This window comes from Geitlerinema sp. PCC 9228 (assembly GCF_001870905.1).
Lineage (GTDB): Bacteria > Cyanobacteriota > Cyanobacteriia > Cyanobacteriales > PCC-9228 > PCC-9228.
On the sequence record NZ_LNDC01000080.1, the window covers coordinates 19,018 to 44,179 of the forward strand.

A 25,162-nucleotide genomic window follows, 5' to 3' on the forward strand; every position below is an offset into this window, starting at 1 on the left:
TTTGAGTTACTGCCACAGATGCGATCGCGTTTTGGTTGGCAGGATAAACTTTCTATTGTATCGCATTTTTCCCCGGGGGAACCAAAGCGTCTAGGTTTCTTCCACGGTATATCCCAACTCCGATAGTCGATGGGATGACTGCCGCCATTTTGGACGCACTTTCACAAATAATTCTAGATAGATCTGACCGGCGATGAGCTTTTGCATGGCTTCTCTGGCTGCAGAACCAATTTTTTTGAGCATTTGTCCGCCTTTGCCAATTAAAATTCCCTTTTGGGAACGTCGTTCTACGATAATATCGGCATAAACGTGGGTAATCTCTGGCGTTGCTTCCACATGCTGCACCGCCACTGCTACGGAATGGGGAACTTCTTCGCGGGTTACCAACAGAATTTGCTCGCGAATTAGCTCTCCCATAATAAACCGTTCCGGTCGGTCGGTGACCAAATCTGGGGGATAGTAGTAAGGTCCCTCGCGCAAGCGATCGCGTAGTAGCGATTGTAGCGCATCCATTCCCAATCCGGTTAGGGCAGAAAATTTCACTAAAGTCCAATTGTCGGCGTTGGGTAAGCTGGTGTAGCTAGCGTCGATGGGATGGCTGGGGGAACTTCCCGGTGGCAGAATTTCCGGAATTTGTTGGGATTGGTGGCGTTGGTCGAGCTTGTTGGCACCTAGAATAACAGGTACTTGGGGATTTTGGAGCCAATCGGCAATAAAGCGATCGCCTCCTCCAGCTGCACAAGACCCATCCACCAAAAACAAAACCACATCCACCGCCTGAATCGCCATTTTCGCATTTTGCACCAAAATTCTGCCCAATTGATGGTGGGGTTTGTGAATTCCCGGCGTATCTACAAACACCATTTGCGCACTATCAGTGGTTAAAATTCCCTGCAACCGATGGCGCGTCGTTTGTGCCACCGGCGAAGTAATTGCAATTTTTTCTCCCACCAACTGGTTCATTAAGGTAGACTTCCCCACATTGGGACGACCCACAATCCCAATAAATCCTGACTTAAACCCAGCTGGTGCTGGCGGAATTATACTTGTTACCGTAGATTCAACCATATTCCTACCAAATGTCTACTAAAATTTGATTTTCCTTCTTCCCCCATCTTGAAAACGCCCCTTGTTCCACAGAACAACCTCCGGTAGGATGGCAAAATAACATTGTCGATATTCACGAACAAGCTATACTGACATGGGATTCTCTGTATTGGTAGAGGATTAAACTGATGGGATACGTTATAGCAACGGCAAACATGAAAGGTGGTGTGGGAAAAACCACGCTAACCGTTAACCTAGCTGCGGCTTTAGCCAAAGACTTCGGCAAGCGCGTTCTCGTTGTCGATTTAGACAATCAAATTAGCGCCACCTTAAGCCTAGTGCCTCCTTCCGATTTTGCCAAAATTCGCCGCGAAAAGCGAACCTTACGGTATCTCATCAACCAAGCCATCCAAAACGCCGACCAACCAGATGCCCGCATTCAAGATTTTATCAGACCCTACGTCGGCAATACCAAAGATTTAAATCTCTTACCTGGGGATTTGGATTTATACGATGAGTTTTTGGTATCCCAAAAGCTGCACGAGAAAGCCGTACAGCAACAGGCAAATACTAACTTTGAAGGGGTATGGACGGAACTAGAACGGGTTTTGGTTTGGAGTATCCTAGAACCGGTCATTGACGACTTTGATTTTATCATTTTAGATTGCGCCCCTGGCTATACTTTGCTCACCCGCAGTGCCTTAGCTTGCAGCAATTTCTATTTACTCCCTGCCAGACCGGAACCCCTTTCTTTGATTGGCATCCAACTGTTGCAAAGACGTTTGAAACAACTCAAAGAAGTGCATCAGTTCGACCACGAGTACGTTATGGAATTGGTAGGTATTGCCTTTACTATGTCGGGAGGTCTGCTCAGCGGTCGCTATTCCAAGAAAGTTATGCAGCGTGTGCATAGCGACTTTGGTGAAAAGAAAATTTTCCAAACCCAAATTCCCCTGGATGTGAATGTCTCCAAAGCTGTAGATAGCTATTTGCCAGTTGTTATCAGCGACCCCACTTGTTCGGGGTCTAAAGCCTTCCGAAAAGTGGCTAAAGAATTTATGGAGAAACTAACAGAAATTTTAGGCAGCAAGGCGCAAAAGAGTAAGGTGGATTTGGTGGAGATGGAGTGATTTTTGTTTGTTTGGATGGTGCGATTTTCCTATTCTTTTTTCTGAATGGGAATTTGTACCTCGCTCATTTTTTTCTCCACCGGCGTGTAGGGAGCGTTATACAGAAACCGACGGGGAGACCCGACAATTTCGTATTCGGGATGTTGTTGCAACCAGGATTGTAGCTGCTGCCAGTGTTGTTGGTAGCTTTCCCAAGTGTAGCCGCCGCGAATGCCGATGCTGGCTACGGTTATGGCAGGATGGTCGGTGACGCCAACGTCGTTGCCTACTTGCTGGGGAGTAATGTCTGGTTGGGGATAAATAAAGGAAACTTTGGCGGTGCCGGTGTCGGTTAGGTTTTCGGCAACGCTAGCGGCGGCGTGGTCGGGGTATCGCACTTCTACGGGAGTGGTCATGGCAATTTGATTGCTGCTAATGTGGCGGTAGAGGGAGTTAAAAGCAGCTTGGCTGGCACGGGATAAGTTGCCGTGATGTTCGTAGGTGATGCTGCGATAGGCAGGATAGGTTTTGATTTCGATTTTTCCTTCGGGAGTGGCTGGGGGGAATCCTAAGGGAAGGTCTGCCATAGGTGAAGGTTTGCTGGTTCGCTACACTTTGCTAGATTTTAGAATAACATTTCCCGAAGCGATCGCGATCGTGTACCCAATTGACGGGAAGTTCGCTACACTCTAAGATAGATTGGCATCTATCGTGTCTGGCGTTATGTCTGCTGTCGTGCAACAACTGGCACAAGAACTTTCCCTACGACCCCAACAGGTGGAAAACGCGCTAGCATTATTGCAAGAGGGCGCTACGATTCCTTTTATTGCACGCTACCGGAAAGAACGTACTGGGGAAATGGATGAGGTGCAGTTGCGCCAACTACAAGACCGCTATACTTATATTCAACAACTGGCAGCTCGTAAAGAAAGTATTCTACAAGCGATCGCGGAACAAGGCAAACTCACCGACGACCTGAAAGCCAAAATTACCGCTTGTACCCAAAAAAACGAACTGGAAGATTTATACTTACCCTACCGCCGCAAACGTCGCACCCGCGCCACCAAAGCAAGGGAAAAAGGGTTGCAACCCCTGGCGGAATGGATTGAAGCAGAAAATCAGAAAGCTAGCAAATCCGTATCTTTAGAAGATGCCGCTGCCAACTATATCAATACCGAAGTTGGCGTAGATACAACAGAAGCAGCATTGCAGGGGGCTAGCGATATTATAGCCGAAGCGATCGCCGAACGTGCCGATGTGCGATCGCAGCTGCGGGATATTTTCGCCAAATCCGCCGTTGTCGTTTCTACAATTAAGGAAGACTATCCCGAAGGTACCACCAAATTTGAAATGTATCGGGATTACCAAATCCCCATCACCAAAATTGCCCCCCACAATTTACTTGCCTTGTTTCGCGGCCAAGAGGCAGGTATTGTAAAATTCGATCTGAGCGTGGATAGCGATCGCATCTTATCCCATCTAGCATCGCAAATTCTGATTTCCCCTGCCCCCTCCCTGAAAGATTTTTATACCGCCACCATCCGCGATGCCTACACGCGACTGCTGAAACCCGCCACCATCAACGCTGTTTTAGCCGATAAAAAAGCGGAAGCCGAACAAGCCTCTGTAGAAACCTTCGCCAACAATCTCTGTTCGCTGTTGCTATCCCCGCCGGCAGGAATGCAGGCAACCCTAGGCATTGACCCCGGATTTCGCACTGGCTGTAAAGTAGCCGTCGTTGACGAAACCGGCAAATTTTTGGAATATCAAACTATTTTTCCCCATCAAAGCCACTCCCAACGCCAGCAAGCCAGCCAAACCTTGCAAAAATTGCTGCAAAAATATCCTATCGCTTTTCTTGCCATTGGCAACGGTACTGCCAGTCGGGAAACCAGTCGGTTTGTGGAAGAAGTATTGGCAAATCTTCCCTACCAGGAGAAAAAACCCATTGCCGTTACCGTCAACGAATCTGGTGCTTCCGTTTATTCTGCCAGCGAAGTAGCCAGGGAAGAATTTCCCCATTTAGATGCTACCGTACGCGGTGCCATTAGCATAGCCCGCCGCCTGCAAGACCCGCTGGCGGAGTTGGTGAAAATCGACCCCAAATCCATTGGTGTGGGTCAATATCAACACGATGTAGACCAAAAATTGCTGCACAAAAAGTTGCACGAAACGGTGGAAAGTTGCGTGAATTACGTTGGTGTGGATGTGAATACGGCTTCCAAACAGTTGCTGACCTACGTATCCGGCATTACCCCCACCATTGCTAATAATATTATCGCCTATCGCAATCAAAATGGGGCTTTTCGCGATCGCCAGGAGTTGTTGCAGGTGAAAAAATTAGGTGTCAAATCCTTCGAACAGGCAGCAGGATTTTTGCGGATTCGCCAGGGAAACAATCCGTTGGATAACACAGGGGTGCATCCGGAAAGTTATGCTGTGGTAAAAGCGATCGCGGCCGATATCAATCTTTCCCTCAGTCAAATTTCCCAAGTTACCGACAAACTCCACCAAATCGACCTGCGGCGCTATACCAGCGATACGGTAGGGGAACCAACCTTACGGGATATTATACAGGAGTTGGAAAAACCGGGACGCGACCCGCGCCAGTCGTTCACCTATGCCAATTTTGCCGAAGATGTGCATACCCTAGAGGATTTGCGCGTGGGAATGCAATTGGAAGGCGTTGTCACTAATGTGGCTAATTTTGGGGCTTTTGTTGACATTGGCGTGCATCAAGATGGGTTGGTTCATATTTCCCAACTGGCTGACCGTTTTGTTCGCGACCCCAATGAAATTGTGCGCGTGGGTCAGGTGGTGCAGGTACGGGTTTTGGAAGTGAACGAGAAACTACGGCGCATTGGGTTATCCATGAAGAGCCCTTGATTTGGATTGACATATTTTTGATTTGGTGGTATGGTAAAGATACATAGGGCGATTTTTGAGCGATCGCTGTAAAAAAGGGGAGGCTGCGGACGTCTTTACCCAAACATCTAAGCTGAAAAAAAATAGTAATTTGTTGGTACAAAATACGAATACCAAATCCGTACGGCAAAGACCAGCATCATCCCCAGGCTAAGGCTACAACTTCTTTGTAGTTTTCCCCTTCCTCCCCCTCCTCCCACTCCTCCCACTCCTCCCACTCCTCCACCAGCTTCTCGCGCAAAGCTTGCCGGTATTCTGCGGCCGATAGTTGTGTTATTGTACAAGATTTGCCGTTGGCGCGAACGATTTCGGGAATGCGATCGCGTACCAGTTTAGCTGGTTTGGAAGTCATAGTATCTTGGGATGAGCTAATTTCCGGAATTGTTTGTTGGGGTTCCGAATAAACGATAGCCAGTCCTTTGCTGGGGAGTATAAAAGCAAACTATGTCTGGTTCTAACGTTTCAGATTGTACCACGTATACCCAAGTTCCATCGAACCAATCGCCCAGTTCGTCGGCAACGGCTTTCCGGTGGTTTGCAGCAACGGCAGGAGTGGGAACGATCCTCAATACCGCTGCCATTGCTTATGGCGTTCAAGAATTGCTGGTGTATTCTCCCTTAGCAAGCAGCGAGAAATACCAGCAAGCCAGCATCGCCTACCAACAAGGGGAATTGGAAAAAGCAATTTCCCTGGTATCTGCCATCCCCCCTAGCAGCGAACACTACCGGCAAGCCACCGAAGCAGCCAGTCAATGGCAAAAAGAGTGGCAATTGGCAAAAACTCAATTTCAGAAACTAAAAAAAGCTTTTGCCACCGGTAAATGGCAACAAGTGCGAGAGGTCAGCCACCAGCTTCCCCAGATTGAATTTTGGCGAGAAAAAGCCGAACCTTTTCGACAGCAAGCGCAATTACATCTAGAATCCCAAGCCTACCAGCGGCTACAATCGGCTTATAACCTAGCGATGAAGAAAAATTTTGCTGGCGCGATTCGACACTTGCAGCAAGTTCCCTCCCAAACCAAGTTTGATGCGAAAGTGGCTGCTAAATTAAAAGAATATCGCCACAAACAGAAAATTAAAAAAGAAACCCAAGCCCACCAGCTGCTACAATCGGCTTACAATTTAGCTGTTGGTAAAGATTTTACCGGTGCGATCGCGCAGCTACAAAAAATTCCCAAAAACACCCAAACCTACCAACGAGTATCGGCGAAATTGCAAGAATACCGACAAAAACAGCAAGTTCGTTCTCAATGGTATCTAACTCAGGCAGAAAAACGCGCTCGCCGCCAGGATTTTATTGCTGCTCTATACTATTTGCAGCAAATTCCCCCTTCCACTTCAGCCTATCGTCTTGCCGAACAACACGCTAGCGAATATTGCCAGCAACTCCCCTTAGATTTTTCTGCTAGTTGCAAATCCACCCATTTGGCAGGTTCCTTTCTCCCAAATCCTGCTACCTCCATGCAAGCGGTGGATATTCCCCAATTTTCCCGCTAGTACCCGTTTGGAAAAATTTTGGCTGTTTTCCTTTACAAATTTGGGGTTTTCTCTGCTATATTAGTATATGCCCGCGGACGTGGCGGAATTGGTAGACGCGCTAGATTTAGGTTCTAGTACCGCAAGGTGTGAGAGTTCGAATCTCTCCGTCCGCATGACAGTCCCCACCATAGAGTGGGAATATTGACAAAATTCCCTATTGGTGGTAGTTTAAGATTAATATAGGACGATTTTTGTTCGAGTCGTCATAAAAAAGGGGAGGTTTTTGAGGCGCCTTTACCCAAACATCTAAGCTGCGCCAAAATAAAAAATTGTTATTACAAAATACATACAATTTCAATTACCATATTCAGGAAACAATTCTACCCAAAGCTAATCCCAAAACAGCGATCGCAACGATAAGAGGTAACGTTTGTTTTTTACTGTAACCACGATTTCCCATCTCTACAATACTAAAAGAACCGGCAGTAATACCAACAACGCTCAAAATAAATTGTAGGAATAAAAAGAAATCCAGCCAACTTGCCACAAGTAACAGTTCCCGGAGAAAAATCCAAGATACCACAAAAGCACCAGCAATAAACAGAGAGAGTTTTAAAGAACGATAGAGATGCCATCCCCACTGAAACCAATAAAAAACGGTTACTAAAATCGTCAAAGGCACAAAACCGAGCAAGGTTCGAATAACAATTGGATCGTTGGAGAAAATTGCAAAGAAAACCGCCATAGGTAGGAACCAAAGCAACTGTTCGTCTAGCCACCACATGAAAGAACTAAAAATTGCCAACAACCAAAATTCCCAACCAACTTGATAATAAACCATTCCTTGCGCTAATAAAAAATAGCCCAATCCCCAAGCCAACAAAAATTTTCTCGGCAGATTGCGCCAAAAACGTTTTCCCTGCAATCCTCTATGGGAAAGGAAAAAAGAATACTGTTGGTTTTTAACTTGGGGTAAAGAGAGAACAAAGGGAGATTGTGCTTGGGTTTTACGATATTGATGGTTGGCTGGAAATGTTGCTGTTTTTTCTCTAGAATCGTTGCTATCAGGTATAAAGTTTTCGGTGGTGCCAGCAGTTGTTTGTTCGCTAGTAAAATAGGTGTCGCTACAATCAGTGCCATCAAATGAGGTTTCGGCTATATCGGCATCGTAGAGTTTGGCTTGTTTTAAATTAGCATTGCGAAAAATAGCACCTTGCAGGCAAGTTTGGCTGAAATTGGCACCGGCTAAATTAGCGTTGGTAAAATTGGCGTTGGTGAGGTTGGCTTGGGTAAAATCGGCGTTGGTGAGGTTGGCTTGGGTGAAGTTGCTTTCTGGGAGATTGGCTTTGATAAAAATAGCGGCTTCGGCTTGGGTTTGTTGCCAAGAAGTTTGACAAAGATTGGCTTTACGAAAGCTACTATGGTTGAAGTTTCCGCGATCGAAATTGCTGCCTTCTAGGGAAGTTCTCGGCATGAGAATGTGGGGGAGTTGGCTGCTAGCTAGGGAAGTTCTCGGCATTTTGACTCAGGAAAAATCTCGCTTGCCGTCGCGGTATTGTTGTTGCAATTGTGCCAATTTCATAGAAGTGAAAATGGTGGGAAAAGGTTACATGGTGCGATCGCTTGGTTGGTAGTAGGAATAGCTTCTCGGAATACCGGCTATTGCACTTTTGAGGAGGGAAATTTGAAAAATATCCTCGGTGGAATGCCACCGATAGCGATAACAATGTTCCAATAGGTGGCTGGGATAAAAGGTGGTAAAAGTATTTTTGCCACTTTGCCAACCTTGGGGATGGTGGTGGGTAAATCGCAAAACTTGAATGGCAGAAGCAGCCAGTAAAGTATGTTTTTCGATGAGATAGTTTCCTCGTTCGTCTTGCAAGGCGGCAAAAGGAATGGAAACCAATTCTGCTTGAGGAATCAAGCCAACCAGTTGCTGGGGATTGCTAGGAAGCAAAGATTCAATGGGGGTAATTAATAGTTGGTAGAGTTGTTGCAAGTGTTTTTGCCGCTGGCTATTTTCCTGGCTATCTGTTTGGATTTCTAGGTTGTCTTCCCCAGTTCCCAAACGCCAGGCTAAATCGGTGATAGGGGTTTCTAGAAAGCTGAGATCGACGGCACGAAAGGCAATATTTTTATCGGGAGAAATGACCCAAATATACAGCCAATCGGGGTCGCTGACCACCGAATATTGCACCAAGGTAGCGTTGCGCTGGCTGGCCGTTTGGCGAATTTCTTCGACGGTGGATGCGCTAATATCCAGGATAGCGCCATCGGTTCCTGCTAGCCGGGAATTTAATAATTTTTTAAAGGTTTTCACGCGATCGCTTTCGGCGACTTCTAAGGCAAGTTCGGTTTTTCCTAAGGCGACCAAAACTTGTTGCAATCGGGAATAATTTTTGGTTTGTTCGGTTCTCAAACTGGCAAGATGGCAGGTGGGAGGCATGCAATTGCTTTCGCTGGCTTCGGCGAGGGTAATGGCTTGCCAAAGAACGCTTTCTGCGGCTTGCAGTTCGCCGGCTTTGAACAAGACGATGCCTAAGTTGCCTAAAGAGCGAGAAATGCCAATTTTATAGTCGATTTGTTGGCAAATGTGGTGCGATCGCTTGTGAAGTTCCATTGCTTTCTCGTATTGTCTTTGAAAGCGATAGGCGACCCCCATGCGGTCGAGAAAGTAAGCCTGCGCCAGGCGATCGCCTAACTGGCGGTAGATGCGCAAAGCTTCCTGGTAGGATTGAACGGCTTTTCGAGCTTCTTGCAATCCCAGACAGGCATCGCCAATATTTCCCCAAGATTTGGCTATGTGGAAGCGATCGCTGAGTTTCCGGGAAATTTCCAAGGAGGTTTCAAAAAAGGCAATTGCACGTAAATATTCGCCTAAATCAGCGTAAACATTGCCCAAATTCCCCAGAGCGGCAGCCTCCCCGGAACGGGAACCAATTTTTCGGAATTTCTCTAAAGAATTTTGGTAGTATAAAATCGCATTGTCGTATTCGTGCAAGCAGCAAGCCGTCATACCCAAATTTCCCCAAGCGACAGACATGCCATTACCATCGTCAACGGTTTGGAAACATGCCAGAGATTGTTGGTAGCACTCTTTGGCACTTTGATATCTTTCCATCGAAAAATAGATATTTCCTAGATGGCTAACGCAAATTGCTTCAGCCGTGGCATCCCCTACTTGCCGCCAAATCTCTAAAGATTGCTGCATGTATTGAATGGCATGGCGATTGTTTCCCAATTGGGCATAAGTCATGCCTAAATTATCCAGAGAAGTAGCCATTCCATTTAAATCTTCCAAACTCCGGTCAATATCCCAAGCCAGTTGGTGGCATTCCAAAGCAGTTTGGTGTTTTTGCAAATGGGAACAAGCAATTCCCAGATTGTTGAGGGAAATAGCAATGGCGCTGCGATCGCCCAAATCCCGGAAAATTTCTAGAGACTGTTGGTAAACGTCTGCAGCTCTGGTATACTGACCCATCGCAGCATAAGCCAATCCCAAATTCCCTAAAGAAGCAGCTTCTCCATGGCGGTCGTTGATGTGGCGGTAGAGAGTCAAAGCCTGTCGGTGATATTGAATGGCGCGGGGAGAATCGCCGCTATCCGCGCAAGCAATTCCCAAACCCACAAGGGAGTTAATTTCGCCAGTGGTATCTTTCAAGGCGCGATAGTTGATTAAAGCGAGTTCCCAGCATTGGATGCTTTCCACCAACTCGCCGTTTTCTAACTTTTGATATCCTTGCAAAAACAAAATATCGCTTTTGGTTTTGCGCGTGGATGAATTGTTGTCTGCCATGGTATTTTGTGAGGTAGACAGAGGAAAAAGATGCACGTTGGCAGTTGCCATTTGAAAAGATTTGGGAACGTATCGCATCGTCAAAATCTCCCGAAAAATATCTCATATATGCGAGGTATACATGGTTCGTTAGTCAAATTTTGTGCTTGCTGCTAGGTCTTGGTAAATTGCTAAAGCCTGTTGGTGAAATTCCATGGCTTGGGAAATTTCGCCATCGTCTGTGCAGGCAATGCGCAATCCTTCAAGGGAGTTGACAATTCCCACGCGATCGCCGATAATTTGGTAAGCTTGCAAAGCCATTTGCCAAGATTGTATGGCTTGGTGTATTTGGTAGCTTTGTAATTGGCGGACGCCGGAGAGAAACAAACGGTCCGCATCGGCTTGGCAACAGCTATCTACCGCCTGGCTACTGCGATCGCCGGTCGTAGATGCACGGAGTTTGAGATTCCTGAAAAACTGAACAATAGAAAACACGATCCGAATTCTCCGTAGTAATACTGAATGTTTGGGAAGCCTTCCCTGAGTTCTAATTATTTTTACTTCCAAGGAGGGCGTGCTTATGCAGAATTTCTAGCAAAATGCAATGCCCTAACGTGCCGCTTCTACCGCTTGGAGAGCATTTACCAAACCAGCGCCAAAGAAATATTGTTCCCGCGAAATGGGAGAAGCCTTGGGAAAAATTCCCGATGGGCGAATAATGGGATATCCCATTGCCGTGCCAAACCCCACAGCCGCCTGCAAGCGATAGTGATGCTTCTCTGCTTTCAACAAACTCAAACTATCGTAGCTAGCGGTTTCCTTAAGAATGGTGGCAATTTCCTCCCATCGCAAATCAGGATTGACTCCTTTCATTAAAGCCACCACCCCAGAAACATTGGGTGCCGAAAAAGACGTTCCCTGCACTTGTACGTATTTGCCGCGCGCATCTAAGGCAAGACCCCAGCTATAATCGGGAACGGAGATTTGCCGCCACCAACTTTCCATCCCAGTGCCTCCCGTGGTGAGAATGCCACCGCTCAAACTCCTGGAAGTATCCCCACCAGGTGCCACCACATCCAAACCACCGCCATAATTGCTGTAAAAAGTACGGTTTCCTTGCATGTTGGTAGCACCCACCGCGATGGTTCCGGGAATAGCAGCGGGAAACCCAACGCCGTCTAAATCGCTGTTTCCCGCCGATGCCACAATGGCAATATCCGGATGGGCATCCAAAATATCAAAAATTTGTCCAGTCAGCGCACTATCGGGAAGCAATCCTCCCAAACTCATATTAATTATATCCGCATCCCGCGCGGCGGCATAGCCAACTGCCTCGACCAAGGAAGCAGCATCGATCTCGCCACCCAAACCAAACACGCGCACTGGCAGGATTTTGGCGTTTGGTGCCACGCCGACAGCTCCCATTTTCTTGCTGGGATTGGCAGCGATAACCCCCGCCGACCAAGTGCCGTGGAACTCAGAAGCTATCTGGTTGCGAACGTAATTGCGAATGCGCAGGGCAATTTCGGCTGAGGAAGCTTGGGGATTGTTTTGCTGCAAGTATTCTGCCAGGTCTGGGTATGTCTCTAGGATTTTTTGGTCGGAAGCAGCGAAGCTACGTTGGAAGTGAGGGCGCAAAACTTGCATTTCTTGAGAACTCAGGCGTGTATTTGGGTCGCCGCCATTTTCGCTGGAAAAATCCCAACCATGTTCTTCTCCTGGTAAGGCATTTTCGTAGTTGGCGGTGTTGGCAATATTGTTTTTTAAATCGGGATGGTCCCACTGAATGAGACTATCGATAACCGCAACGGTAACATTGCGACCACCATTGCTTTTTTCCCAGGCTTCCGTTATTTGTAAATCAGTTCTTGGTAAAAAGTTTCCCCGCCGGGGGGTGCTGTCTAGATGCCACTGTAAGGGCAACAAACTTTGGGCAAATGGCGTTTTTTCAGGCATGGGAAAGGCGGCAACGGTTTCTGGTAGCGATCGCGTAGCCTTTTTCTGGACCAATTTAGGTGAGTCAATTTGGGTTTGTTGGGGTTGGTAGCTGGGGGTTTGGATAAAATTGGGGGTTGCCGATTGGACCCCAATGGCGGTATTTAAACGGTTGGATACCTGTAAAATGTGGGTACCGGTGGCGGTTTGCGATCGCACCAAGTATCGGTCTTCAGCAAAGCGCAAAGGTCGCACCACCTCTAGCTGATTTTGCGCGAGTAACTGACGCCGGCGGCTGTCGGAAATGTTAGGTTCCAGACTGAGAACGATTTCGTTGGGGAGGAGAATATTTTCTTGGTTGGCTTGCGCGTCTTCACCAGCGGCACGGCGACGCAACACGGGAAGGGTTTGGCTAACGTAAGATTGCTGCTGGATGCGCTGGCGTGCCATGGATACACCAGCAGAACGGGTGTTCCTCGGTAATTTCACCAAGGCATAGCGGTTGCCGATTGGCTGCACTTGCGCGTTCAAAGGCGCTCCCCGACCGCTTCCACGGGTTCCACTCCCTTGCTGCTGCAAGGCTTCTTGGAGTTGCATGTATAGCGGCTGCGTAGTTCCACGGGTTCTACTGCCGCTTTCTGGGGTAAAGGAAACGCCGATAATGTCGGAACGTTGGTTGAGGGGAATTTTTTGACCGTAGTAGGTGTAAAAGAGTTCTTCCGATGTTTGCGTGGGATGGGAGATTGGCTGCGCCAGGGAAACCATGGGGGGAATCCCTATAATTCCTAAAATGCAAGTGGTGGCAAACAAGCGGCAACCTAGGGGAATAACCATAGAAACTCTCTCAAAATTTTATCCGCGATTGTATATTTCCTGGCGATAAGAGGATATGCAGGTTGGTAGGCTGGGAAAATTTTGCATAGGTTACTGTTTGATAAGAAGTAGAACATAGTAACAGGAGGGCAATCCTGGAAAACAAAGAAACTAGAATGGGGATGAATGCTATCCTTGCCATGGGGGAGTTGGTATGAAATCCGATGTGCACAGTACCCAGGAGTACCGAAGTGGGAGGAAGACGACAAAGAAGTTCTAGCCTGGGGGATTTATCGGGTCTTTGCAGTGCGGATTTGGTATGAGGATGCAACCAGACGAACCATTCTGGGTGGGAATTGCCATGATGGCATGTTTTCCGTGACCTTGCTAGGGATAATATTTCGGAAAAATTATTCCTGGTCAGAAGAATGATGCAATCGCATGTTTCTATTATGGAGCAAAAATTATGAGACCGATCGGACGCCGTCATTTTCTCCAATTTGCCGCATCCGCCTTGGCGACCTTAGGTATGAGCCAACTTGAGGTGCGCAAGCAAGGGTGGCGCTACGCTAAAATGCTAGCAGCTCCCACTTCCCGGAAATTGGCGTTGCTGGTAGGTGCCAACGGATATCCGGAAAATCCTTTGTATGGATGTATCAACGATGTGTTGTTGCAGCGGGAACTGTTAATCCATCGTTTTGGCTTTCAACCGGAAGATATTTTGACCGTGACTGACGAGACGGAGATAAAACCTACCCGGGAAGGGATTTTACAAGCTTTTGAACAACATTTAATCCAACAAGCAAACCCATCCGATGTGGTGGTTTTCCATTTTTCCGGTCACGGTTCCCAAGTGGTTGACCCCAATTCTCCTTTTAGAAACCAACTTAACAGTACTTTTGTACCCCTCAATCGGCAAGTTTCCCAAAGTAGCGATCGCTTTGTGGTTTCCGATATCATGGGGAAAAGCTTGTTTTTGTTAATGTCGGCACTGCCAACGGAAAATGTGACGGTGATTTTAGACAGCTGTTACTCCGGCGGCGGCAAGCGGGGAAATCTCACCATACGGTCGATTGTTGGTGGCAACGATACCTATCGCAGCGAAAGCGAACGGGAATACCAGGAAAAATGGCAAGAACAATTAAAAATGAGCGATGAAGAACTCCATCGCCAACGCCAGCAAGGTGTCGCCAAAGGTATCGTTATTGCTTCCGCCGCACCAGACCAGCTCGCTGCCGATACGCCGTTCGATGGCTTTCATGCGGGAGCGTTCACCTATGCGCTCACCCAATATTTGTGGCAGATGACTGGGAGCGAATCAGTTAGCAATGCGATCGCGAATATCTCCCGCAGTACCACCAAAATTTCCACAACCCGCCAAATTCCGGAATACGGCGTTCAACCCCATACCAATCACGAAAACAAGCCTACTTACTTTATCACCCCAGACACGCCGCCAGCAGAAGCGGTGGTCACGCAAATGGAAAGCGATCGCGTACAATTTTGGATGGGAGGTATTGGCGCGCGTTCTTTTGCCGCCTTTAACCAGGATGCTATGTTTTCCCTGCTCGACCGACAAGGAAAAGAAGTCGGCACCCTAAAAATGGCATCCCGGGATGGTTTGGTGGGGTCTGGTACTTTAATAGAAAATTCCCGCACCCAAGGTTCACCGCAATCGGGATTGTTTTTGCAAGAAAAAGTCCGCGCTATCCCCAAGGATTTTGCTTTACATATCGCACTTGACCCTTCTTTAGGCGAAAATATCCGTACTCATACCATACAAAAACTATCCCAAATAGCCCGCGTGAAATTTTTTGAGTTGGGAGAAACAGAAATTCATTATATTTTGGGACGCATGGATGAAGAAAAGGCTGGGGAAGCTCGCAATCGGGATATCCAAGAAACGCCAGAAATTGGTAGTATTGGATTGTACGGTCAGGGATTGGACTTCATTCCCGGTTCCTTTGGTCCTGCCAACGAAGATGTTCCCCATGCGATGGAACGCTTGCAAGCCAAATTTAAATCCTTACTAGCCGCAAGATTGGTGAAACTGACCCTCAACGCCAGTTCCTCCCGCACCAAGGTATCGGCAACCATGCGCGTTGTTGGTTCCCAAGGCAAGGAAGCGATCGCAGCTCAAGAATTTACCCCCCGGGGAACGGTACGAAAAGAAGATATAAATGAGTCTACAGCCCATCTTTCCCTAGACCAAATCGATTTTAAAAATGGCATTCCCTTGTTGCCAATAGGAACACGCGTGAATTTGGACATTCAAAATCAAGAACAAGGCGATCTCTATATCACAGTTATTGTAATTACACCAGAAGGAGATATGTCTGTAATTTTTCCCAATAGCTGGACAGCCAGCGAAGCTGCTGCTATTGTAGAAGCTGGAGAAACCCGGACAATTCCCAACCAGGCTCAGGGAGACCAGTTTCAACTTACCGTAGACAAGCCTTTGGGAACCGCAGAAGTATTGGTTCTCGCTAGTGCAGCTCCTTTAAGCAAGGCTCTCAAACGGTTGCAGAAGATTGCTCGCAGTCGCGGGATGCGAAAAGGACCAATGGCCTTGCAGGAAGACGCTCCTGGCGCTATTGAAGAACTGTTGGAAGACTTAAATCGGGGAACCCGCAGTCTATATGCAACGCCAACAACTCGCACCGTCGATACATCGCGGTTAGCCGCCATGTCTATTACCTTCCGTGCCATCGAGGCACCATAGCAAGACCCAGTGGGATGCCTTCCAGGGTGCCGGCTATTCCCCCACCATCTCTTGACAAAACTCCCTAAGTAGTGGTATCTTAAGAATTATAGATAGACAATTTTATAAACAGTTGGTGCAAAGGAAAAATTTTTCCTCCCTGCCCGGTCGGGGAAACAGCTTGGTTGCAGACGTTTCGCTCAAACATCCAACCTGCCCGGAAATAATTTAAATATTTTTACCCAGCCTAAATGTTTGGGTTGGAGTGTCCCATTAAACTCCCCCTTTTTTTACAGCAAGCTCCCTCACCCTATGTCCCCTCCATCCTAACACCAAAATCCAATTTTGTCTAGGAACGTATGGCGCTTTTTCATCGGTCATCCGCACTGCAAAGACCCGCTCTTCAGTCTCTATCTAAAATATGATACCAAATCCGCTTTCTCCCCCTCCTCCCACTCCTCCCCCTCCTCCCCCATCATCATTCTCTGCCATTTGCCTTCCTTCCGCATCTAGCAAAATCAAATAAGCATCAAAATCCGCACTGACAACTTCAATTGCAATTTCTTCGCCAGCTTCTCCTGTAAAGGTATGGGTTTGATAGTAGCTGCCATCTTCGAGGATATCGCTGTTGCTATCGAGTTGACCGCGAATGGTGTTGGTTTGCGTTGGCGAAACTGTTTCTGCTGGTGGCGAAACTTCCCTTTCCGTTTGACTCCTAACAACGGGGATAGAAATGTTCCCCACTGCCAGCCATCCCGCAATTCCCACCGAAACGGTTGCCACCTGCCAAGATTGAGATTGTTTTCTTCCAGTCATGGCTTCCCCCTTTTTGATAAATAACGCTTCCCTTAACCGAATCTTTCCTTTATCGGAAACTGACCCAATCGCCACCCCTTCCCTCTCATCCAGAAAATCCCCAGTAACAATGGGTGTCGCCGCCTGACCAGCAAACACCCATTCCATTAAGATTTCAATTTTATTATGTCCGAACCTCCCCTAATTCGGATTTCTCACCTTCAAATTTTTAGCAAATTACAACAAAAGTTTGACAAACATTACACTCCCAAAAATTCTCCTGCAACCAAATCGGAAATCTCTGCAGCATCGGCAGATTCTGTTTTCAATGGGTTTGGCAATCCCAAATTGGATACCGATATTGGTTCAAAGATTTCCACAAATTTTGATAAATCGTCAGATTCCTCAAGGGAAAACCCTTCTCCTTCTCCTTCTCCTTCTCCTTCGGGAAACTCACCCGTGATACCATCCAATCCCAACGCTTGCTCTACGCTTTCCCACGAGACAAACTTAAAGTTGGTACTTTTATTTTCCAGCTCTTCTTCATCTTGAAAAACAGCCTGTGGTTCGTTGGCACCATCTTGCACAACCAATAAACCAGACGGATATTTTGTTCCCAAATTGGCATTCACCACATCCAAGCCATCGCTTTCGTTGGCTTGGTCGATGGGTCCGTTATCGCCGATAACGAAACTTCCCAAATATGGATTGTCGCCTTCGCGGTCGAATACGGCATAGCTGCTGTCTCCCTGACTGGAAGCTAAAATATATCCGCTGCCATTGCCGGTATCGTAAATAGACAATCCTTCTATATCTGGTTTGAGGGGAGATTCATCTTGCGATCGCAATTCTGCAATCTCTTCCCGTACTGACTCAGCCACAATCGCATTAACAGCCGCTGACGGGTGAAAATCATCCCAAAAAACATATTCATCGGGATTGGGAACCACTTCCCCAGTGGTCGTATTCAAAGCCTGACCGCTGGTATTGGTAAAACCGTATTCTACCGGACTTTCCAAAATATCATCAAAAATACTGGCAAAATCTAACTCCACAATATCGACATCCAAGCTAAATTCCAACGCATCCAAGCTGGTATCCAAAAGAGCGTTGAAACGGTCAAGGGAAGCAGCTATTTCCTCGCTGCGTCCGATGAAACGTACAAAGGGGGCAACGCTGAAATCTCCCAAATTGGGAACGAGGAAAGTTTCCGCCCCAGCTTCGGCGAGGGTAGTAATGTGACCAACAATATCGCTGACGACAGTAGCTGGATCGACGGGCATAGGACTTTGTACAAAATTGTTAGAACCAGCATGAAGATAAATTAAATCACTAGCATCGGGGGTGTTTTGGCTGAGGTAGGCGTTAATCTGTTCGCCAATGTTGGGTGTTCCTTCTGCGGAGGTACCAAAACCGGTAGTTGCCCCACCAATGGCAAAATTGCTGCCGCCAGCCAAGGCAGGAACAGAGGCATTGAGACCTAGCATCTCGGCAATGCGTTCCACCCCCAGTTCGCCGTTGCTGAAACGACCTTGAAAGTAGGGAGGAGAAGGCGGTCTGGTTCCGTTGCTGGCAATGAAAGCGTTGCCTACATCGGAAAGGCTGTCGCCGAATACAACTACTTGGTCGAAGCTAGTTATGGCTTCTTCACCGGTATCGTTGGCTTGTACCAGTTCAAATTCGCCTTCGGTGACGCCAGTTTCATCGGAGGATTCGCTGTCGTCGTTGGGAGAAGCATTGGTTTTGAGCAATCCTACTTCTTTTTCCATGGCAACGTATAAAATATTGCGATCGCGATCTACCACCATACCTTCTGCTTGAGAATCAGCTGGGTCTCCCGTGGGAACCGGCAGTTCCAAAGTTCGTACCACATTGGCATTCACCAAACCATTTTCTTGGAAAATCAACTCCAATTGAGCAACGAAATTCCCATCTGCTTGGGTAACAAACACATAAGGGGTTCCGGAGGTGGGGTCGGTGTACGCCGTCAAACCATAAGCCGTTTGTTCCCCATCATCTACACCAAAAATGGTTTCTGGAATATCTGGTGAAGTCACATCAATGAGTTGGCGACTGTTGGGGTCGATTCGCCAAATGGCCAGGGTGTCGTTTTCCCGGTCGGACGCGATCGCGAAATTTCCCAAAATATCCACATTATTATAGCGAATCTCACCAAAAGGAGCCGGCTGAATTGCTTGCAAAATTTTCCCATTCAAATCAAACGTCACCAACCCCCCATCTTTCGCCGTCGCCACCACCAAGCTATTTGCCGGATTGTTGGGATTCACCCAAATACCCGGATCGTCGGAATCTCCTGCAAACAAGGCATTTTCACGATCGACAAACATCTGTGTCTCCACCACAGGCAACACCGCCGGTATTGTTTCCAAATCCAACGCCAACGCCACCAACTGAGTGGACTGAGTATCGTTAAAATTATTATCACTAACCACAATCAGCGACTGACGACCGTCTGGTAACTTCGGACCCAACGCCAATCCTTCCAAATTATCCGGCGTCACGCCAATTTCGGCAAAATCCAGCAACAGCTGCTTCCGAAGCGGCGGGTCAATTTCAAAGGGAATCCCTTCTTCTTCCCAGAATAAATCCTGCTCACCACTGACATCGAGAGCTCCTTGGCTGTTGACTTCGTAAAGCTTCACCGTATTGCCAACCCCCGCCGAAAATGCCCGTTCCAACGCCAAAAACGTACCGTTATTATCGAGAGCCAGCAATTCCACCAAACCGTTGGTACGAAAACCATCAGCAGGAATCGGTTCTTCCGGTACCGCATCCACCTCGTAAACCAACTCGCGGCTGGGTTGTCGCGTCGCCACATCGTACGCCACCATCCGCGATAGGCTGCCATCCTCCAAACTCGCTGCCGGTCCATCCTGATGCAAAGCATTTTCTGTAGCCGTATACAAGTAACTGCCATCAGGGGTCAGCGTCAAACTTTCAAAAGCCAAATTGTTGCGAATTCCACGGCTGCTATCTGCGGTAGGGAGAAATTTCTGCGGCACCGGAAACTCGCTCAGCTGCCTGCCGTCGAGGCGATACTCCCGAATAAAAGGATTTATCAAATTGTTGGCATCTCCCTCGGAAGCAATCAGAAGCGTATTTTGCGGGGTTAAGGCAATGCCTTCCGGGTCGAGGCTGTTTTCTGGGAAAGGTTTGCCATTGCCTTGCAAAAGCGTGGTGACCTTCGTAAAGCTGACATCGCCGTCATCGAGACGGCCATCGCTGAGGTCGATATCGAGGCTGTAGTAGCGGGCGGGATTGGTTTGGGAGCGATCGTCGGATAAACTGTAATACAACCCCCGTTCTGCATCGTAAACAATCCCCGACAAACCACCCACTTCCGTTTCTTGAAACTGAAAACCAGTGGGAAAACTCACTTCACCGAGAAGTTCCACATCGCCAACCGAAACGCGGTTGGAACTAGAAATGGTATCAGCGGCTACGTCAGATGGGGCAACAGCCACATCGGCATAAACCAAGCGGTGGTCGGAACTGGGGAAAGGAAAATCGCCAACCAAGTCAAACTTCGGGTCGTCAGCTGGCGGCCAAAAGACCCCGGCATTGGTCATTTCCAGATTTTGCGACGGCAAAACGTAATCCACCCGTACATTGCCCGGACCGTCGAATTCCGCTTCTCCAAAATCAGCCGTATCGTAGGCAGGATTGCCAATTTGCGTTAAATTATTGCTACCTTGGCGGTTGGTAGCATCGATAGCTCCCAAACTGGCTGGTGTGACGCTGGTGTTGATATAGGGATTGTTGAGTAACTGCCGAATGGCGTTGTCGGTACTATCGCCGTCAAAGGGATCGGCATTTTGGTCGCCCATAATAACAAAAGATGCCCCCGGTTCTAATCCACCAAAGTTGCCACTGTCGTCGTAAATATAATTGCCTTGACCAGGACTAACGTAATCGCGCCAAAACCTGATTTCATCATGATTGCGGCGACCGTTGCGGTCTTCTTCGCCATCAAATACTGGAGGTGTAGGATGACTGGCAAGAATATGTGTGGTTTGCCCGTTCATATGAATGGGAATATCCCAGTGGCTTTTGGAAGATAGCCGCAAAGCCTCCAATTCGGCTGGGGAATACCAATCGTTGGGTTCGGGGGTTTCCGGGTCGTCGGGAAGCAACGCCCCAGGCATGTCTTTCCACAGAAAGTTTTGGAAGGTGCGAATTTCCTCGGTTACAATGGGATACTTGGCGTACAAGACCATGCCAAACTGACCGGGAAAGTTGCCAAAGCCAAAAGCATCGTTGCCGTAGCCGTCTTCGCCAACTGTGGTGACAGTTTCGCCGTTGTTATCCAGGTCGAATCCAGAAGGAATGCCGGTGTTGGAAGGAGCAACGTAGCGATAGGGATAGTTGATGGGGGCAGCCCCATTTTGGCTTACGGAGAGATAGTTTTCTTGAAAAAGTTGGGCGGCTTCACCGTTAGGGTCGAAGTCAAATTCGTTGAGCAGCAGGATGTCGGGATGAGTGCGTTGAATAATTTCTGCAACCGCTTGGGCTTGTTCGTCGTTGGGGGTGGAGAGGTTGGCAATTAGCTCTCCTTGGGTATCACGGTTGAGGGAAGCGTTAAAACTGGCAAGGCGTCGGGTATTGAATTTATTCATAACAGTAGATTAGGGAAGAAGTGTTGGTTTGTGTTTGATAATTATTGTTTGGAAATCTGGTATTGAGTTTTTTATATTTGGCTACTTTGACATTCTCATGAATAGAATTCGTGAGATGCTCGCTTCATTGGGTGTGCCTAGATGAATTCGCTATGAGCTAGTCCATCCCCGGCAACATTACCCTCGACGAGTGTTTTTCCGCTCTGTGGTGGACGTACTTTCGACATCTCGATTCCAGACCACTTGTGCTGCTGCTACGTCTCGATGGGTTTGATAGCCGCAGTGGGAGCAGGAATGAGTTCTTTGAGAAAGCGGCTTTTTCCCGTATGGACACCACCAATTTGACTGCTCTGTTTGACCTCTACTCCCAATTTTGGAAAGGTCGATGTGATTCCCTTCGATAATAGGTTTAAAAAATTGCACCTGCTTTCTGAAAGTATAGCACCTCAACTTGATTTTGACGGCGGCGATCGCACGGGTCGCTTTTCCTCCCGGCTGGGAAAGAGGCAAGGCTTTCAAGCTCCTGTCTTTTTTCGTAAACTTGGCGTTTGTTGGTTCTCTGGGAATCCGGTATCGCCATGGAATTCATCGCGAAGGGGATTGCCATTATTGAAACCTTTGCAAGCCATGTTTGTAGGGTGTTGCGTCGCCAATCAGCTCGTTTCCACTGCCAAACCGACAAAGTCAGATGTAGGATTTCGGGTCCACGGGAGGGGTTTATCTTGGCTGATATTCTCTGAGATAATATCGTTAGGATGGAAGCGTGTTTGGTATGATGTTTCATGGTTGCGAGATATCTGTTTGTATCTACTTCCAACAGACGTAGCCAGTTTGGTAGATTCATGGCGAATAAAAACTCCGTTTTGCTAGCGCGATTTTCTTTAATTTAGACGATAGAAGCAGGAACCGTCTTACTATAAACGAAACTAATAATAAATTTGGAAAAATGAGTGAAAGTTAAATCTAGTTAAAAAAATAGATAAAGAAAAGTTACGAATTCTATTATCTGTTTCTATCATCCCTAAATTTGGGAATAGGAAGGATGAATTCTATTTCTGAAAAACAATGATTCTATAGAATTTTCTGATTTTTCTGGTAGGAGTATTTTGGGAAGGCCCCCTAAACAATTTCTCGATTATTGCTGGCAAACTTTTCATACCATTTCCTTAATAATATGCAATAGATGATAGAGGCATTTTTGTAGGGGCGCAACGCGTGAGTAGGGGCGCAACGCGTGAGTAGGGGCGCAACGCGTGAGCACCCCTACCAGGGCAATTGAGAAATTCCAGACAATCGTTGTTTTTCAGAAATGGTATAAGGAAATGATAGAAGTGGTTTTTTGAGCGATCGCATTTTTTATATGCAAATTTCTCTTTTCTTTTTCCTAGTTAAGCAAGTAAAACCAGGAATCTAGTAAGATTTTGTGCGATCGCTAGCCAACCACCCATGGCAGCAGTAAACATCCAGAATTCGTGAGAGTATCAACAAAAGGACAAGCCACCCACATCCATAGCCAGCTTTATAAAGATGGTGTAGTGACTTGTTGCCTATTGTATATTCGGAATTATACCTTAATTCTCTATTTTGCAGCCACATTCTCAATTTGAGCAACTTCCGCTTCCGTTAACTCAAACTCGTTAATTTGCAAATCCTGCTGCATGTGTTGAAAATCGGTGGTTCCCGTCAGCGGTAACATCCCGGCTTGCCAGGCAAATCGGAACACAATTTGCGCTGGGGTTTTATCTTTGCGTTGCGCGATCGCTTTAAAATTGCTAGATTTCTGTAAAATTTCCGCATTTGCCGTCAACAGCGAAAATCCCTGATAAAGAATCCCCTGCTGCTGGCAATACTCGCGAAGTTCCCGATCCCAAAGCTTGATAGCAAAACAGCGACTTTGTACGAAACTTGGCTTGACACGTGCTCCCTCAAAAAACGCTTGCAACTGCCCCAGGCTAACATTACTAACACCTAAATAACGCACCTTGCCCCGGTCGTACAGCGATTCCATTGCTTGCCAAATTTCCCAGTCGCTACTGCTAAGACCTTTTAAAGTCATGGGACCGTGTAAAATGAAAGAATCCAGCCAATCAGTTCCCAAATGTTCCAAAGAACTCTCGCAAGATTGCTGTACCTGTTCCCCTAGGGAAGCTTGTGGATCGTAAGGCAGACGATTGTCTTGTCCACCGCGTGGTGTAAATTTGGTTTGTAGAAAAACATCTTCCCGCTGCAGCAAACCGCTTTCGTAAGTACTCTGTAAGGCTTTCCCCACACCAGCTTCGTAATAATGTTTCCGCTGGTTGGCGGTATCGATACCGCGAAATCCTGCTTTTAAAGCATTTTCGACACAACGCTGGGTTTTATCTTCTTTCCATGCCGTACCGTAAAGAAAGTAGGGAACTAGATTCAATGTGGCTGTGGTATTCATAAAAAACCCCTAAATTGCTGTATTTATAGAACATCTGACACTAATGTTCCAACTTACCAACAACAGCGATCGCTTTGCCAGCAACTCCCAACCACCATCAATCCCTCGATGTCACGCCAGTTCCCCAACCCAACGTTTAAAAACCATTTCTAGGCAAGAATATTAAGATTTTTCCACTGGCGGTACGGCTGGCAAATTGGGGTCTAGTTCTAAATTGCTCATATTGCTGGTGTCTACCTTAGCTGTATCCAAAAAGCGAAAGGTTTCTTGGTAGAGACTGCGCCAAAAACGGTTGCTCATCCCCTGGCTGACTTCGGTCGGATCGACCATAGGATGGGGAACCAAATCTTTGGCTGGGTATAAATAAGAACAATGCCCTTGTCCCCTACCACCAATTTTTTTGAAAAAGGTCTGACTGGTTTCGATATCCGCTGCATCTTCGTTTTCAGTGAGAACGAGAAAAGTAGGAATTCGTTTTAGAGCGCGAATGGCTGGCGACGTAAGGATCGCACTGCTGCCAAAACGATCGGCAGCGGTCAGGCAACCCACGGGAAAACGCAAATTCGGGTCCCATCCCAACTCAGAAATATCCAACGGACCGGAAAGCATCACGTACTCGCGACGCTCTTTTCCATAGATTCGCAAAAGGGGTGCATAAGCCACAACCCGTTGAATGCGATCGCTTCGATCGGCAGCCAACGCCAGTGCCACCGCACCACCTACCGACAATCCCACAGTATAAATCGGACCGGGCATAGCGTCAAGCTCCCGCAAGCGATCGCGTGCGTTTTCTAAATAGTTCATATGTGAGGAAGTAAAACAGCGATCGAAGTCCGGATCGTTAGATTTGCGAATGGCTTTAGCAATATCCAGCAAACGCGGGTCCAACTCCATCAATCGCGCAACCAAAGCTTGACGTTCCTGGAAACTAGGACGCTGAAACTTACCGTTGCTTGCCGCTAAATTCGCAAAGTAAGTACTCAGAACCGGGTCTTGCGCCACCTTTTCCCGCAAGGGATTGTAAATTTCTGGTTTTAGGTCCACCTGCGGCCAGTACTGGCTGGGAGGAACCCACGGATGGCCGGCGAGGGAACATTGGTAGAAATTATAGCCATTCTGAAAAAGATAGTCCGCCAATCGCCACATTTGGTCGGGTTTGGCACTAAATCCATGGAAAATTAAAACCGTACCGCGAATGGGTGTATCTGCCTCGTGGAAGCGATAGTAGGGATAAGCGCCAACTCGGCGATGGGGATGCGTATCGATGCTCTGAATGTAGCTATCGATGGCTTGACGCGTTTGGGAAATTTGTTCGGCAGTTGGCTTGATGGTTGCAGTCACGAAACGAACCTCATTTAAAATAAGCTACACCCAGTTTAGCTGCCGCCTACCCATCTGAAAAGAACGCTGCCATAAATCGTTGAAAATACGGAAAGTGAGAACTCCTACCTGCTGAACCTGGAGAGCCCTCACCGAAGGGAACGAGACTTGAAAAACTGTATGCTTGGGCGTAGCTCAGCA

Annotated in this window: 16 protein-coding genes, 1 tRNA gene and 1 pseudogene; 6 read left to right on the forward strand and 12 right to left on the reverse strand. The window is 47.4% G+C overall.

All coding sequences use genetic code 11. From position 1 onward, the window contains the following. Positions 1-90 precede the first annotated feature (90 nt). Positions 91-1,068, reverse strand: a complete 978-nt coding sequence (era, locus tag AS151_RS06770; RefSeq protein ID WP_071516286.1) for a GTPase Era — start codon at positions 1,066-1,068, stop codon at positions 91-93. A gap of 167 nt (positions 1,069-1,235) precedes the next feature. Between era and AS151_RS06775 the strand changes: the two genes are divergently transcribed. Continuing rightward, a complete protein-coding gene (locus AS151_RS06775) occupies positions 1,236-2,177 on the forward strand; it encodes a ParA family protein (RefSeq protein ID WP_071516287.1) in 942 nt (313 codons plus the stop codon). A 29-nt stretch (positions 2,178-2,206) separates the two neighbouring features. On the opposite strand, the gene AS151_RS06780 is transcribed toward AS151_RS06775, so the two are convergent. Beyond that, positions 2,207-2,743 carry a heme-binding protein gene (locus tag AS151_RS06780; protein ID WP_071516288.1) on the reverse strand — a complete coding sequence of 179 codons (537 nt, stop codon included), beginning with the start codon at positions 2,741-2,743 and terminating at the stop codon, positions 2,207-2,209. A 136-nt stretch (positions 2,744-2,879) separates the two neighbouring features. Here AS151_RS06780 and AS151_RS06785 point away from each other — a divergent pair, with 136 nt between their 5' ends. Then, positions 2,880-5,042 carry a Tex family protein gene (locus tag AS151_RS06785; RefSeq protein WP_071516289.1) on the forward strand — a complete coding sequence of 721 codons (2,163 nt, stop codon included), beginning with the start codon at positions 2,880-2,882 and terminating at the stop codon, positions 5,040-5,042. 178 nt (positions 5,043-5,220) lie between these two features. Here the strand turns inward: AS151_RS06785 and AS151_RS06790 are convergent, their stop codons facing one another. Beyond that, on the reverse strand, positions 5,221-5,433 hold the full coding sequence (locus tag AS151_RS06790) for a nucleoside triphosphate pyrophosphohydrolase (RefSeq protein WP_071516290.1): 213 nt from the start codon (positions 5,431-5,433) through the stop codon (positions 5,221-5,223). 92 nt (positions 5,434-5,525) lie between these two features. On the opposite strand from AS151_RS06790, the gene AS151_RS06795 reads away from it, so the two are divergent. Continuing rightward, a complete protein-coding gene (locus AS151_RS06795; protein WP_071516291.1) occupies positions 5,526-6,578 on the forward strand; it encodes a hypothetical protein in 1,053 nt (350 codons plus the stop codon). Positions 6,579-6,651: 73 nt separating this feature from the next. After that, positions 6,652-6,733: transfer RNA gene (locus AS151_RS06800), tRNA-Leu, on the forward strand. A 194-nt stretch (positions 6,734-6,927) separates the two neighbouring features. Here the strand turns inward: AS151_RS06800 and AS151_RS06805 are convergent. The 4 genes from AS151_RS06805 to AS151_RS06820 all read right to left on the reverse strand — a co-directional run bounded on the left by AS151_RS06805 (position 6,928) and on the right by AS151_RS06820 (position 13,104). Next, complete coding sequence (locus AS151_RS06805; protein ID WP_071516292.1) at positions 6,928-8,079, reverse strand: pentapeptide repeat-containing protein; 1,152 nt, start codon at positions 8,077-8,079, stop codon at positions 6,928-6,930. An 87-nt stretch (positions 8,080-8,166) separates the two neighbouring features. Further along, positions 8,167-10,434 carry a tetratricopeptide repeat protein gene (locus AS151_RS06810; RefSeq protein ID WP_071516293.1) on the reverse strand — a complete coding sequence of 756 codons (2,268 nt, stop codon included), beginning with the start codon at positions 10,432-10,434 and terminating at the stop codon, positions 8,167-8,169. Between the two features lie 51 nt (positions 10,435-10,485). After that, entirely contained in the window at positions 10,486-10,830 is a 345-nt protein-coding gene (locus tag AS151_RS06815; RefSeq protein ID WP_071516294.1) for a tetratricopeptide repeat protein, read from the reverse strand. 114 nt (positions 10,831-10,944) lie between these two features. Further along, the gene (locus AS151_RS06820) at positions 10,945-13,104 is read right to left on the reverse strand and encodes a S8 family serine peptidase (RefSeq protein ID WP_071516295.1); all 2,160 of its coding nucleotides are present in this window, start codon (positions 13,102-13,104) and stop codon (positions 10,945-10,947) included. Positions 13,105-13,549: 445 nt separating this feature from the next. On the opposite strand from AS151_RS06820, the gene AS151_RS06830 reads away from it, so the two are divergent. After that, on the forward strand, positions 13,550-15,805 hold the full coding sequence (locus AS151_RS06830; protein ID WP_071516297.1) for a caspase family protein: 2,256 nt from the start codon (positions 13,550-13,552) through the stop codon (positions 15,803-15,805). Between the two features lie 393 nt (positions 15,806-16,198). Here the strand turns inward: AS151_RS06830 and AS151_RS06835 are convergent, their stop codons facing one another. The 4 genes and pseudogenes from AS151_RS06835 to AS151_RS06850 form a co-directional block, all read right to left on the reverse strand. Further along, positions 16,199-16,738: a hypothetical protein gene (locus AS151_RS06835; RefSeq protein ID WP_139240545.1), complete on the reverse strand. Its 540-nt coding sequence runs from the start codon at positions 16,736-16,738 to the stop codon at positions 16,199-16,201. Between the two features lie 101 nt (positions 16,739-16,839). Further along, on the reverse strand, positions 16,840-21,216 hold the full coding sequence (locus AS151_RS06840) for a phytase (RefSeq protein WP_071516299.1): 4,377 nt from the start codon (positions 21,214-21,216) through the stop codon (positions 16,840-16,842). A gap of 177 nt (positions 21,217-21,393) precedes the next feature. Then, positions 21,394-21,540 (reverse strand): annotated as a pseudogene (locus AS151_RS22760) (zinc ribbon domain-containing protein); the annotation flags it as partial. A gap of 1,255 nt (positions 21,541-22,795) precedes the next feature. Continuing rightward, positions 22,796-23,641, reverse strand: coding sequence for an aldo/keto reductase (locus AS151_RS06850; protein WP_139240546.1), 846 nt, complete (start codon positions 23,639-23,641; stop codon positions 22,796-22,798). 43 nt (positions 23,642-23,684) lie between these two features. Here AS151_RS06850 and AS151_RS23050 point away from each other — a divergent pair, with 43 nt between their 5' ends. Then, positions 23,685-23,807 carry a hypothetical protein gene (locus tag AS151_RS23050; RefSeq protein ID WP_275527977.1) on the forward strand — a complete coding sequence of 41 codons (123 nt, stop codon included), beginning with the start codon at positions 23,685-23,687 and terminating at the stop codon, positions 23,805-23,807. On the opposite strand, the gene AS151_RS06855 is transcribed toward AS151_RS23050, so the two are convergent. Then, entirely contained in the window at positions 23,804-24,982 is a 1,179-nt protein-coding gene (locus tag AS151_RS06855; RefSeq protein WP_071516301.1) for an alpha/beta hydrolase, read from the reverse strand. The genes AS151_RS23050 and AS151_RS06855 overlap by 4 nt on opposite strands. Positions 24,983-25,162 lie beyond the last annotated feature (180 nt).